Source organism: Flammeovirga sp. OC4, from assembly GCF_000812565.1.
GTDB lineage: Bacteria > Bacteroidota > Bacteroidia > Cytophagales > Flammeovirgaceae > Flammeovirga.
The window spans coordinates 1-12,773 of record NZ_JTAM01000073.1 but is presented as its reverse complement, the minus strand read 5'-3'; the positions used below and the strand labels follow the sequence as shown (position 1 = coordinate 12,773).

General features: G+C 34.4%; 11 protein-coding genes. 1 reads left to right on the top strand and 10 read right to left on the bottom strand.

Features of this window, described 5'->3' with window-relative positions:
* Nucleotides 1-9 precede the first annotated feature (9 nt).
* The 10 genes from PL77_RS24975 to PL77_RS24930 all read right to left on the bottom strand — a co-directional run bounded on the left by PL77_RS24975 (nucleotide 10) and on the right by PL77_RS24930 (nucleotide 10,825).
* Nucleotides 10-3,138 (bottom strand): type I restriction endonuclease subunit R, encoded by a 3,129-nt coding sequence (locus tag PL77_RS24975; RefSeq protein WP_044211491.1) that lies wholly within the window; start codon nucleotides 3,136-3,138, stop codon nucleotides 10-12.
* A gap of 38 nt (nucleotides 3,139-3,176) precedes the next feature.
* On the bottom strand, nucleotides 3,177-3,755 hold the full coding sequence (locus tag PL77_RS24970) for a DUF2971 domain-containing protein (RefSeq protein ID WP_044211489.1): 579 nt from the start codon (nucleotides 3,753-3,755) through the stop codon (nucleotides 3,177-3,179).
* Nucleotides 3,756-3,780: 25 nt separating this feature from the next.
* A complete protein-coding gene (locus tag PL77_RS24965) occupies nucleotides 3,781-4,677 on the bottom strand; it encodes a hypothetical protein (protein WP_052444710.1) in 897 nt (298 codons plus the stop codon).
* The gene (locus PL77_RS24960; protein ID WP_044211487.1) at nucleotides 4,667-5,791 is read right to left on the bottom strand and encodes an AAA family ATPase; all 1,125 of its coding nucleotides are present in this window, start codon (nucleotides 5,789-5,791) and stop codon (nucleotides 4,667-4,669) included. The genes PL77_RS24965 and PL77_RS24960 overlap by 11 nt, the downstream gene beginning before the upstream one ends.
* Nucleotides 5,792-6,016: 225 nt before the next feature.
* Entirely contained in the window at nucleotides 6,017-6,535 is a 519-nt protein-coding gene (locus tag PL77_RS24955; protein ID WP_044211485.1) for a hypothetical protein, read from the bottom strand.
* The gene (locus tag PL77_RS24950; RefSeq protein ID WP_044211483.1) at nucleotides 6,525-7,256 is read right to left on the bottom strand and encodes an ImmA/IrrE family metallo-endopeptidase; all 732 of its coding nucleotides are present in this window, start codon (nucleotides 7,254-7,256) and stop codon (nucleotides 6,525-6,527) included. The genes PL77_RS24955 and PL77_RS24950 overlap by 11 nt, the downstream gene beginning before the upstream one ends.
* Nucleotides 7,256-7,594 carry a helix-turn-helix domain-containing protein gene (locus PL77_RS24945; protein ID WP_044211481.1) on the bottom strand — a complete coding sequence of 113 codons (339 nt, stop codon included), beginning with the start codon at nucleotides 7,592-7,594 and terminating at the stop codon, nucleotides 7,256-7,258. Before PL77_RS24945 ends, PL77_RS24950 begins: the two co-directional genes overlap by 1 nt.
* Before the next feature lie 85 nt (nucleotides 7,595-7,679).
* The gene (locus PL77_RS24940; RefSeq protein ID WP_044211479.1) at nucleotides 7,680-7,880 is read right to left on the bottom strand and encodes a hypothetical protein; all 201 of its coding nucleotides are present in this window, start codon (nucleotides 7,878-7,880) and stop codon (nucleotides 7,680-7,682) included.
* A gap of 86 nt (nucleotides 7,881-7,966) precedes the next feature.
* Complete coding sequence (locus PL77_RS31025) at nucleotides 7,967-9,241, bottom strand: restriction endonuclease subunit S (RefSeq protein ID WP_052444709.1); 1,275 nt, start codon at nucleotides 9,239-9,241, stop codon at nucleotides 7,967-7,969.
* Nucleotides 9,242-9,244: 3 nt separating this feature from the next.
* On the bottom strand, nucleotides 9,245-10,825 hold the full coding sequence (locus PL77_RS24930) for a class I SAM-dependent DNA methyltransferase (RefSeq protein WP_044211476.1): 1,581 nt from the start codon (nucleotides 10,823-10,825) through the stop codon (nucleotides 9,245-9,247).
* A gap of 757 nt (nucleotides 10,826-11,582) precedes the next feature.
* Between PL77_RS24930 and PL77_RS24925 the strand changes: the two genes are divergently transcribed.
* Nucleotides 11,583-12,308 carry a DNA-binding domain-containing protein gene (locus tag PL77_RS24925; protein WP_044211475.1) on the top strand — a complete coding sequence of 242 codons (726 nt, stop codon included), beginning with the start codon at nucleotides 11,583-11,585 and terminating at the stop codon, nucleotides 12,306-12,308.
* The last annotated feature ends 465 nt before the right edge of the window (nucleotides 12,309-12,773 follow it).

The following is a 12,773-nucleotide window of genomic DNA, read 5'->3' as shown; positions in this document are numbered from 1 at the left end:
TTAAAAAAGTTACTTTGCATTCTTTTTTATAAGATCGACCAAATTAGATAAAATTGGCTTATACTCCTCTTTTGGCATATAGTTTTTCAAGGTCTTTCTTATGTTGCTCTCAATCGATTTTAAGGATTGAAATTTTTCTTGCCAACCTTTCACCTCCATCTCTGACTTTATCGCTTCAAAGATTTCTTTTGTTACAGCTAAAGCATTTCCGTTGAGTTTAGTGTTTATAGTAGAATAAACCGCAAACTCTTGTTGGTTCAATCCTAAGTTTTCTGCTTCCTGATCTTTCATTCGTATCTTATCAATTACTTTGTGATTCACTTCTATTAATAATTGAGTATGAGAGATTCTATCTTCTTCTTGTTGTTTAATCAAGTCTTCCAGCATTTCGCTCAACGGCTTAAAGAAATCAGGATTCTGATCCATCCCAACTTTTATAACATGTCTTGCTCTATTGGCAATCTTCTTTGCTTTTGACTCGTCTGAACTCGTTCTCTCTAATTCTTCTTTAAACTTTTCATGATCAATAATGGAAACAGGTTCTTCTAAAAGGTCTTTTACTCCAGTAGCCTGTAGATGTTCGTCAATTAGGGCTTTTAGCTTTGCACTCTCCTCTTTTGATATTTTCAAGGTGTCATCCTCAGGGAACAACTTTCTAGCCTGCAAACGAATTTGATTGAAGAGTTTAAAATCATTAATATACTTTGATGCTTTGGGATGTGGAGTAACAATCGCAATACTTTCATTGAATTTCTTTAGAAGATCCTTAAACTTATCCCTAACATCAAGTGGCTCAAGCATTCTTACAGCTTTATCGATAAACTTTTCTCTCTCGTAATTACGATCTATTTTAAGACTTTTAAATAGTTGTACCAATTTTTCACATCGTTGTTCTAACCTTGGGAATTCACTATCAAAATCTGGGATTATTTCATTCCTTGTCAACTCTCCACTAAAAATCTCTAATGCTTGGATTAAGTTATTGGTAATACCATAGTAATCTACTACTATACCAGCCTTCTTCCCTTTTCTTGTCCTATTTACCCTAGCAAGTGCTTGGAGTAGAGTATGCTCTTTTAAATTTTTATCAAGATAAAGAACTCCTGCAATTGGAGCATCATAGCCCGTCAATAACATATCAGATACAATCAAAATTGCATCGTTATTAAATTTGAGTTTTCCAGACTTTTCTAGATCATTCTCGTCTCCAAATGGCAGTTTAAAATTATCAACAGCATCTTTCACTTCATGGGCAGGCGTTGCTAATGTCAGGTACTCATTTGGGTCTTTTTTAGGAGAAAAAGACATCACTACTCTTGTATTAAAATCTATGGCCTTTTCTTCCTTTTTTCTATCAAATATTTTTTTGTAAGCAATGGCATTTGCTCTGTTTTCACACACTAACATAGCTTTTAAATCATCGGGATAAATTCTTGAAGTGTAGTGTTCTATAAGGTGGTCTACAATCACTTCCAACCTCTCATTTGAACTTTTTATCTTTTTGCCAGCCTCTTTCTTCAAAAGAGTCTTTTTCTCTCTTGACTCATGACCAAACTCCTCATCAAAAGCTTGATCCATTACGTCTTTATCAAGGAAGTACTGAGGTAAACCCTGTTCATACAATAAAGGTAAAGTGGCCCCATCTTCTACAGCTTCTTTGATCGTATATAAGTCTATATAATCACCGCCATAAAATGTACCGAGTGTGGATTTATCTTCTTTGCTTAAAGGTGTCCCTGTAAAAGCTACAAACTTTGCATTAGGTAATGAATCCCTCATAAATGAAGCTAACAAACCATATTGTGTACGGTGTGCTTCATCAATAAGTACATATATATTTTCCTTTTCAGATAACACCCCAACTGATAACTGACTACCTTTCACTTCAGCAGTATTACTTATTTGTTTGGATACAATCTCCCCATCTTGATTCACTATTTCGAGATAGGTAACTAGAGTCCCATCTTTTTGTTTCTCTTTACGAGGACGAACAATGTTTCCTTCTTCATCCGTTTCTTGAAACTTCTGAATAGTAGTGGTGATTATTTGTCCATAATCATTACTCAGCAACGCTTTTAACCCCATCACTGATGAAGCACGAGTAACATTTTTTAAGCCAACATTTTGAAATGTATTTGTAATTTGTTGGTCAAGGTCTGTTCTATCTGTCAGAACGATAATAGTAGGGTTTTCAAAGCCAAACTCTTCTTCTTGAAGTTTTCTTGTTACATAAGCCATTGTTATTGATTTCCCAGAACCCTGAGTTGCCCAAACTACACCGCCTTTGTCTTGTTTTAAACTCTTGATGGTGTTATTGGTTGCTCGAACCTGTTGGTATCGAGGTAGTTTTTTTATGGTTTTCCCATCTTCTAATTCAAAAATGGTAAAATGTTTAAAAAGATCAAGGAAGCGATCTTTTCTAAAAAGATAATATAACATGATATCTTGTTCCGATACCTCTCTCCCTAGAAACTTCTCTACTTCAGTCTCATCATTAACTCTGTATCGGGAGTAAAATTGTGAAGGTGCATTAATAGCTCCATATTTAGCTTGCCACTTGCAAATGCCTGCACTTATAAAATTATAGATAAATAATCGTTCACTGTTTTCTTGATAATATTGCAAATCACTAATTGCTGAATCCAAAGCAGAGGGAGCATTGGGTGATTTACACTCTATAACAGCTAAAGGAAAACCATTGACATAAACTACTATATCGGGAATACTATTCTTTTGTAATCCTGTATATTTCATCTGACGAGCTACCACCCAATCATTGTTTTCAGGATTATCAAAATCAATATACTTTACATCTTTCTTTTTTTTATTGGGATCTTTTTTGTTCTCTAGCTGAGTTGTAAAAGATCCCTTACATAGGACTTTCAACCAAAACTTTTCGTTAGCATCCATCAATGAGGTATTATTAATGAATTCTATTTCTTTAAAAGCCTGATTAATTTGATCATGTTCCAACCATTTGTTTAAATCCTTAATGGCATATTTTACTTTATCTTCTAAAAGTACCTCTTTGATTGAAGAACGAGGATCCTCTTTACCCCCATCTAATGGGGTATAATCGAGTTTTTCTAGTAGATTGATAGCAGGTTCTTCTGATAATGTGTATTCGTTGTTTTGCATGTTAGTTGATTTTAATTCTTGATAAGAATAGGTATTAACTATTTACTCTCATCTTCGTCTCTAAAAGTTATTTGATTGTCAATAGTACTGATAAGTTTTTTGAGCATCTGTTTATCATTATTACTTACTCTTTTACCAAATACTACTTCTTTAATTTTCACTTCAACAAAGTATTGCATAGTAAATACTCTGACCTCATTTTCGTACTGCCAAATTTCATTTTTATAACTTAGTATTTTCTTGGCATCTACATGCTCACTTTCTTCTGTAATTTTTAAAGGATCAGGAGTGTAATACATTTCTCTAATATCTGAGTCTTCTACACCTTGAGGTATTACCCCAATAGAAATCCCGTTGTGACCATTGGCATAATGTGCCCAAAGTAATTTATTATCTGCATCAGCAGAAAGCGAACAGAATCTCAGATCCCTTTTATCCCCAAGAATTGTTGCTCTAAATTCAGCAGATACTTTATGCTTATTAAAGCGGTACACCCCTTCCATTGGGTCATTCATTGATTTATAATCCCCAGCATAAAGCCTCTTATTCAAAAAAATATCTACTAAAAACTTGAAGTTGTCTAAACTGCGATACTTGTATAAAATTGTGTTTGCCATATTACTTTATAAATAGTATTTGAATCTAATTCTCAGTCACTAAAAAATCGTCATATATTCCTTTTAGAAATACTTTAAATGTCTCATTCTCCAATTGATTTAAGATCAAACGTTCAAAATCTGACAAACAAACCATCTGTAATAAAGAAAACTCCTCTTTGACATCACAAGAACCCTTTAACCTTTGGAGTTTTCTGTTCACTCGGCGTTTTACCTCTGCCAACGTAGCTTCTCCTTCAGAGTAATCCAACAAAATGTCTTCAATATCTTCCAACCACTTATCAATAACGTTCTGTCTTCTTTCAAGTAGGTTGTCCCTATTCATATTACAAATAGATATCGTGGCTTCTCCTCTTCCTTCCCCATCAATCCCTTTTATGGCTCCATTGTTCTCAAATGTGAAGTAATCTTCTACTTTTTCTACTTCGGGATGAAGTAATAATGGTTTTTCTGCTAGTAATTCCTCTGTATCTACCTTACATCGGTCTGTATTAAAAACACCTTCTTCTATTGGTGCATCAAAAACTCTCACGCCACCTTCTGCCAAGGGAAATTTCATCCCTTTACCTCCTGAAGTATTACAGTATCGACATGAAGGTAATAAGTTTGTCCACTCATAACATAACCAGAAATAACCATTGTGTGTTTTTTCTTCAGTTACTTCTTTTTTAGGTCTGTAATGTTCTACTTCTGGAGCATGTTCAATAGTTTCACAATAGCAACATTTGTTGTAGTACATCTTGGAAAGTGGATCACGTACAGAGTAATAGGTCTTACCTTGCCTAGTGTATTTTCCTTTGTAAACATTTTCGTTGATTTCACTTTTGGGAAGCTCCCCTTTCGCTATTTTTTCCCAATTGTCTTTATTCTCTGTTAGTTTCTTTGGTGTTGAATAGTTTGACCTGTTGTTATTACTTCTCATCTCTTCGTTTTTTAAGGAATTCTTTCAATTCGGCTTCTTGTTCAGGGTTTAGTTTGCTGATTTTCTCTTTCACCTTTTTCCTTTTCAATACATCCTCATAGGTGTCTTCCGTTTGTACTTTCTCACCTTTATGGTGTTGCACTGAGAAGATTTCATTAAAACCAAAGATGGGAGAACTTAAAATAGTATTCGGCAGTAGATTCTTAATTTCCGTTTCCAACGTCTCTAATCTTTCAACCGTAATTCCTTCTTCTTCTGATCGATTTACTTTTAAGAAAACAGAACCTTCTGGAGCACCAAGTAAAGGAATAGGGCTATGCGTTGAAGCGACAAATTGTATTCTTGGGAAGATTTCACTTAATAAAGTGGGCAATTTTTTCTGCCAAATAGGATGTAAATGCAAATCCATTTCATCTATGAACACAATACCTCCTAATTGTCTTATGTCCTTTGTAGAATTTTGTTGCAGTAAACGGATTAATAAATCTCCGATAAAAGCGACTAAACTTTTATTTCCAGAAGCTAGCTGATGTAATTCTTTATTAATTTTCGGTTCATTTTCCTCAATATAAACAACCTCATCTTTGATGTTATTGGAGACAATTTTCATATCAACAAGGTTAGGCATTACCTTCAAAAATAAGTTCCTTGTTTGTTCAAATAAATGATCACTACTTTTAATTCCATTTAAAGCCAACAATTGATCTTTGTACCAATTCGGTAAATAACTTTCTATATTTAATAGAGGTGTATTTTCAAAAAGTGAACTTAGATTTGTTTCTAATTTTGGGTCATTTGAACTTCTTGCATCTGAAATGGATAAACGGTTTGGTCCGTAGGCTACACACTCTTTTGGCAATGATGATCTATTTTTTCCTTTATATTCTTTTATATCTACCGCTATTTTTGTGGCTTGAGGAAGATACATTTCCTTCTTTTTTCCAATAAACGCAGATAATGCTTTCAATACTGAAGTCTTACCAAAACCATTTTCACCTGTCAAAAAAATCCATGGTGAAGCTTGCGGTAAGTTTTGTATATCAATCTCTTTTATGCCTTGGTAATTCTTGATATTAAACCCCTCAAGGCTATATTTTGGTACTCTTTTATTCATTATAGTTTTTTTGCTTAAAGATAATTATAAACCATGAAAATGTTTTCCTTCTAAAATGGTATAACCGAGCTTGCTTAGTAGTTCGATGGCAGGTTGTTCTGATTGTATGTATTCGGGGTTTGGCATGTTAGTGTTGCTTTTTAAAACAAAAGACCTCCCAAGTGTGCTACTTGTTGGAGTAAGCATGGGAGGTGTATTATGTTGTAAATATAGTATTTTTTTATTCTAGGTAATACTATCTCTATATTCTTGGATAGTATCAAATGGCAATTTACTTCCTCGACTTTTTACTTCATAGATAAATTCATCACAATCAGCTTCCGATAATAACGCTATATCAAAAGCTTCATTCAAAAAATTCATTGTCGTTAAATATTGGATATCATGTTCCTCACAATAATCTTTGATATCTTTTAAGTTACTACTTCCTAAAACATCCTTATGAAATCTACAATAAGCCATACAAGCACTTTCTCCAGCTCCATATTGCTTTTTTAGCTTTGCGTATTCCTTTAAAATTCTAAAATCCATTGAAAAATCTAAGGAATCCACCATTTTGAATTTTAATAAATTATCCACTTGATTTCGTATTTCTCCTTGAAAAACTTCATCATAAACATCATTAAGTATACATAGTTTGTTTTTTGGAAAAATCTTATGAAGTAAGCCTATTTGTTTGCCTTTGATAAAATGTATAATTACATCCGCGTCAAGAATGATCTTTTTCCCTTTCTCAATCTTCATCTGATAGATCATCTAAATTTAATAAATCTATTCCGATAGCAGACATCAAACTATGGTAATGACCTTCTGATATTTTTTCAGCATCGAATAATTTTTTGGCTTTCTGACCATAATCACCGATGACTGTTTCTTCTAAATGAGGTTCATATATCTTAATGCTATATCCATATTCTAAAGCTGATTTTTTCACATTATAATAAAATTTAGATACATGATCTTTAGATACCAATTTTAATTCTTTCAACCTCCCCAATAATGCTGCTCTTGAACACCCAAAATATTGTTCTAAGCTAATTATTGTACCCAATGTTATTTTGTCTTTTTTGAGTAATTCCTCATCTGGAATATGTTTGATGAGTCCATCTTTTGGTAAAAGTAAATTAGAAGCAAACAGATCAGCATTTCGTTCTTCCTTATCTTCACTTTTCTCATTACCTGCCGAAGATTGATGAGGTGTAAAGTTTTCTTGAACAAATAAATGGTACAGCTCATGGCAAATTGAAAAACGTTGTCTACCAAATGAATGATTGGCATTGATGAGCATAAATCTGTTCTCTTCTGCTTTTATTGCCATACCAGAAAAATTAGGAGAAAGTGGTTTAAAGAGTGTGATAACATTTAGTTTTTGTAAAAGGCTTTTAAGCACAATTGGTTCGGTAGTTCCTAAGCCCCATTTTTCTCTAAACTCTGCGGCTTTTTTTTCAATAATTTGTAACTGCATTATTGTATCGCTTCCATCTTTAAATAATTCATCACTACTTTTTTGAATGATGATACTGTGTCAAGATCTGATGCCTCTCCATCCTTTCTAAATGCAAAAGCAAGGTTTATCTTATGCGTTGCTTTATCTTCTTCTAATAGATCTGATAACTCAACGCCAAATAAATCTGCTAGTTTATTTAATTCCTTTATTGATATGTTACGTTCTGCTCTCTCATAATTAGAAACTTGCTCTCTTGTAACATCCAAATACTTGGCTACTTGGTCTTGACTTAAACCCATTACAGTTCTTAAATCCTTAATATTTTGACCAATAAGTATTTTAGTTTCCGTGTCCATATTCCTTTTCGTTTGTTACAAATTTTATCACAATGAATTTATTTTCCTAATTATGTAACAATTATTTTGAAAAGAAAGTTTATGATTACTCCCAATCATCATCACCTCTTCTACTTCTTTCATATCTCCGTTTTCTGGCTTCCTGTTTTAATTCTTTTAATTCCTCTCTACGTTCTTCAGAAATTCTACCCGTACCTTCACAATAGTTACAAAAACCGTCCGTATCATATTTTACATCTTGTGGTTCTCCTGATCCTTCACATCTTTGACAAATATATTCACTCATATTTTTGTTATTTTAAAATGAAACAGTGCATCCCGCAAAAAAACTCGAAACACACCATTTTTCATTCTTAACTCTTAATTCTTCATTCAAGAAACCCTCACCTTCCCACTCAACAACCCCTGCATCAAGCCTTTCTTTAACTCGGCTACTTTGGATTTTTTACGCTCCAAAATAGATAGCTTATGGTCGACAGTGGAAAGAATGGAGGCGATTTGTTTTTGTTCTTCGATTGGAGGTAAAACAACATCAACATTACCTATTAATGTTGTATTTAAATTTGGTTGACCACTACCAGGTGCAATATCATTTCTAAAAAAAGATGTTTTTGATTCTAATAAATAATATAAAAACATTTTTTCAATATTATTTAACTCTAAAAAAGCTGCTATTCCATCATTTGCTCCTGCTTTAAAAGTTAAGATTTTAGGCACACCTAAAGTTGCTCCACTATTAGAAAGTAGAACTGTATTTGGTTCTAAAATTCTTGTCCTCTTTGAGCCTTCTTCTGTTAAGAAAGAAACTACATGATCTTTCATTAATGAACTGCCATTATGATTAGTTAGTGCAGCAACTGTTATCCATGGTAAATAATCACCATCAAAAAAACGAGGGTCACCAGCAGGTCTCGGTGATGCACCTCTTACTACATTAGAAACATCATTTATCTTCACCACCTCCCAACTCTCCGGCACTTCTCCAATCTTACTCTGCTTAAATTTTGTATGACCGATTCCGCGAGTCAATAAGCGTTGGGAAAGTCCCTTTTTTAACTCCTGCGTTTTGGTGATCTGCTTGTCTATCTGTTCCAACTTCTGATCGACGGTGGATAAGATGGAGGCGATCTTTTTTTGTTCGGGGAGGGGGGGGATTGCAAGTTTTATTTCTTTTAAATCATTTAATCCTATTCTGGCTCTTGTAGTACCCGTACATTTAGATGCTACCTGATTTAAAAAATAAGATGTATTTAAAAATTGAAAAATATATTCATTATCAAATTTTTCTTTATCAACTTTTAACCTGATTCCATCAGAACTTAATAAATATCTTTTATCTTCATTTGGTATCAAACATGAACGCCCTGCTGGGTGCATCTTAGCAAGAATTATTTCCCCAGGGTAAATGTTACAAGAAACTAACTCATCAGCTTTTTCTTCAGAGGTATAAATTTTTGATTTATCTATAAATGAACCACTACCAATATTTTGAAGCTGAATAATTCTAACTCCATTTTCTTTATAATGCTCACTTTTTAGATCAGAACCAAAAGGTCCTCCTGTAAAAGAATATCTATCATTTGGGTCTTTTACATCAACTAATTGACATATAGACCAACTATCGGGAACTTTAAAACCAAAACTCATACCCTAAAACCCAATTTCCTTTAAAAACTCATTCAACTTTGCATCGATGTCCTTTTCTTCATTTTCAATACCTTCTAAGTCTTGTAACACTTGAGGTACATCTACTTCAGGTTCTGGTTCAGAAGTATCGATATAGCGGGCGATATTGAGGTTATAATCGTTTTCAGCGATTTCTTCCATCTCCACCAAACGAGCATATTTGTTTTCCTCTTCTGCTGTTTCATTATTGAAAAGCGTATCGTACCATTGCGTAAGGGTTTGGATATGTTCAAGTTCTAAACTGTTTTGGTTTTTTCCTTCCTTAAACTCCTCTGATCCATCAATAATGATCACTTTGTTTTGTAAGTGGGCTTTCTTTTTCTTGCTTAATACCAAGATACTCGCAGGAATACCTGTATTGTAGAAAAGAGAAGACGGTAAACCTACCACACCTTCCAACAGATCAGACTTTAATAATCCCTCACGAATTTTACCTTCGGCACTTCCTCTAAACAATACACCATGAGGCAAGACCACCCCCATACGTCCATCGGTTTTCAACATGGCCAACATGTGTTGTAAGAAAGCCAAATCAGCATAACCACGAGGGGGAACCCCCAAATGAAAACGTCCATAAGGATCAGAAACGACTTTGGTATAGTTAGGAGCAAGTTCTTTTTCCTTCCCGTTTTTATCTACCTTCTTCTCCAAGTTGGTTTCAGCCCTATCCCACCATTTGTTTAATGAAAATGGAGGATTGGCAATCACTCTATCTTGTAAAAGGAAATCGTCGTTGGCATCAATATGCTTCGGCGTTCCCAGCGTATCCCCTTTCTCAATACGACTATCTGTGTAATTGTGCAAGATCATGTTTAGCTTACAGATCGCCCAAGTACTCAAGTTTTTCTCCTGTCCGTTGAGCGTACAGTTCACAATACCCGAAGCCGTCTTTCCTCCTTCTTGTTTACTGATATAACGAGCCGATTCAATCAACATCCCACCACTACCACAGGTAGGGTCATAAATGCTGTTGCCCACTTCAGGTTTAATTAAGTTCACAATCAGTTTTACCACACCATTAGGCGTATAGAACTCTCCTCCTTTCTTCCCTGCATCATCGGCAAACATACGAATCAAATACTCGTAAGCATCCCCTAAGATATCTGGAGAATATAAATCTGCATTACGTAAAGAATATTTATTAAAATGTTTGAGTAAGCGTTGTAACACCTCATCGGTCAGCACCGCCTTGTTCCCAAAGTGAACAGCAGTCAAAACTCCATCAATATTTAATTCTGTATTTTCCTCTTCAATACCCGCAAAAGCCTTGTCCAACGCCTCACCAATATCCTGCGTCTTCTTGATCAGCTCCTTCCAATGTGCAGAAGCAGGCACTTTGAAATGTACATCTTCATGTGCCTCCTCATGATCGTAATCCTCTTCCTCTACCAAACGCTCCACTTCCTCATCATAGACATCAGAAACACGTTTGAGGAACATCAATCCAAAAATATAGTTTTTAAAATCTCCTGAATCGACTGATCCACGTAATATATCGGCAGAATCCCATAACCAGGATTCGAGTGTGCTTAATTCTAATTTCATGGTTTACTTTCTTTGTGAAAGGGTAAATATAATTGGTGGTGCAATATAGATGTTTTTCACTACTATTAGTATTAATAAATTATTATAGCCTAACGTGATTTCTTAATTTTAAAAAATTACAAGACCCACTCGATCTATTCTTAGCATCAGTTGAGATTTTATAATTGAATTAATATATTCATGAAGTACCATTTCAAATAATTGCTTTTTGTTCATTAGTCAAAAGGTTTTTAGCTCAACACCATAACTCGCCACTAATATAAGTGTTTTTATGTTTTATGGAATACAAAAAAATAGTTATTCTTTTGTTTTATGTTATAAGGTGGAATAATTGCCAAAAAAATTGTAGAAAGCCATTTTTTTCTTGAAGAAGATTTCAAAATAAAAATGTAAACACTTGTAAATAAGCAATCTTGCTACTAATATTAGAGCTGATTTGAATGAACTATGTTACTGAGACGATTCTGCATTGTTATACCTTAAAAACGAAACTAACTTCATCTAAAAATCTGCTTAAGTACTAAGTCAAAAATAAATCATAGTTAATTCTCATTTATTTTTTGTGAGAACAACGCTAAAAAACGCATCAATAGTGGTGCTATTGAAAGTTTTTTGAAGGAAGTAATCGCAAAACAATAAATAGAATTAGTATTAATTAATTTTGTCTTGGTACTAAATAGGTGTAAATAACAATATTTCTCATCATCAACGATTCAAATCCTATTTTAATTTCTAACACTTAAATCAAACATTTGCTATGGCAAAAGAAACCAACAAAGTGGACATACAACTGTATGACCTCGCCGTTACCCCAGATCCTAATGACTATTTTGGTAGAGTAAGAAGCAAAGGAACTATTGACAATGAAGCAATTGCTAGTCGTATCAAAAAAGAGGGTTCTGAATACCAAGCTGAAACCATAATTGAATTGCTTAATCGTGCTGACCGTATCAAAAGTGAAGGTTTGGCACAAGGATACAATGTTAATACAGGTTTTGTCAATGCAAGACTGAGTGTCAGCGGTGTATTTTATGAAGAGGTTTTCGACCCTAAAAAACATCAGTTAAATGCGAGTATTAATCTAACTTCTAATACTAGAGAATTGATTGATGAAACTAAAGTGACGGTACTTGGTCAGGCACAAACTGGCCCTGTATTACTAAAAGTAGTGGATAGTTTTACGGGTGAAATCAATGCCCAAATCACTCCGAGTAATGCAATAACCATTTATGGTGATCGTATTAAAATTGATGGTTCAGAGGAGTTCAAGGATGAAGTAGGATTATTCTTTATCAATCTTGATGATCAAAGCCGTACGAAAGTAACGCAACTGATCAACAATGAAAATAAAGCGGTCATCTTTATGGTACCTGCGTTGGCTAAAGGTAATTATGAGTTGGAGTTAGTTACTCAACTTAATAGAAATGCTTTACTTAAAGCACCCCGCTCTGAAAAATTAGAAGCTGTGCTAATCGTCAATTAGAACGTTTTAGATAAGCAGGTTTTTAGCATCGCCCCTTTATATCTTTTGGGATATCAAAGGGGCTTTTTGATGTCCCAATGAAGATACAACGTGTATATGCTAGCACTTACATACCGTATATGCTAGGACCTACGATGTGTACACGCTAGCACTTGCATACCGTACATGCTAGGATCTACGATGTGTACACGCTAGCACTTACATACCGTACATGCTAGGATCTACGATGTGTACACGCTAGCACCTACATACCGTATATGCTAGGACCTACGATGTGTACACGCTAGCACTTGCATACCGTACATGCTAGGACCTACGGTGTGTACACAATTAAGGGGTGTATATCATAACGGGCACCATGATTAAAATCATGGGCAGGTGATACGGACTCCACCAACACTAAAGTGTTGTCTTCGTTACCAACCCTCAAGACTTTAGTCTTGATGAGGTTGCACTATCACCTGC

What these genes read in the sequence shown, in the direction of transcription:
- PL77_RS24970 (WP_044211489.1), bottom strand. Translation starts at nt 3,755, where the DNA reads ATGGCAAACACAATTTTATACAAGTATCGCAGTTTAGACAACTTCAAG.
- PL77_RS31025 (WP_052444709.1), bottom strand. Translation starts at nt 9,241, where the DNA reads ATGAGTTTTGGTTTTAAAGTTCCCGATAGTTGGTCTATATGTCAATTA.
- PL77_RS24965 (WP_052444710.1), bottom strand. Translation starts at nt 4,677, where the DNA reads ATGAGAAGTAATAACAACAGGTCAAACTATTCAACACCAAAGAAACTA.
- PL77_RS24945 (WP_044211481.1), bottom strand. Translation starts at nt 7,594, where the DNA reads ATGGACACGGAAACTAAAATACTTATTGGTCAAAATATTAAGGATTTA.
- PL77_RS24960 (WP_044211487.1), bottom strand. Translation starts at nt 5,791, where the DNA reads ATGAATAAAAGAGTACCAAAATATAGCCTTGAGGGGTTTAATATCAAG.
- PL77_RS24975 (WP_044211491.1), bottom strand. Translation starts at nt 3,138, where the DNA reads ATGCAAAACAACGAATACACATTATCAGAAGAACCTGCTATCAATCTA.
- PL77_RS24940 (WP_044211479.1), bottom strand. Translation starts at nt 7,880, where the DNA reads ATGAGTGAATATATTTGTCAAAGATGTGAAGGATCAGGAGAACCACAA.
- PL77_RS24955 (WP_044211485.1), bottom strand. Translation starts at nt 6,535, where the DNA reads ATGAAGATTGAGAAAGGGAAAAAGATCATTCTTGACGCGGATGTAATT.
- PL77_RS24930 (WP_044211476.1), bottom strand. Translation starts at nt 10,825, where the DNA reads ATGAAATTAGAATTAAGCACACTCGAATCCTGGTTATGGGATTCTGCC.
- PL77_RS24950 (WP_044211483.1), bottom strand. Translation starts at nt 7,256, where the DNA reads ATGCAGTTACAAATTATTGAAAAAAAAGCCGCAGAGTTTAGAGAAAAA.
- PL77_RS24925 (WP_044211475.1), top strand. Translation starts at nt 11,583, where the DNA reads ATGGCAAAAGAAACCAACAAAGTGGACATACAACTGTATGACCTCGCC.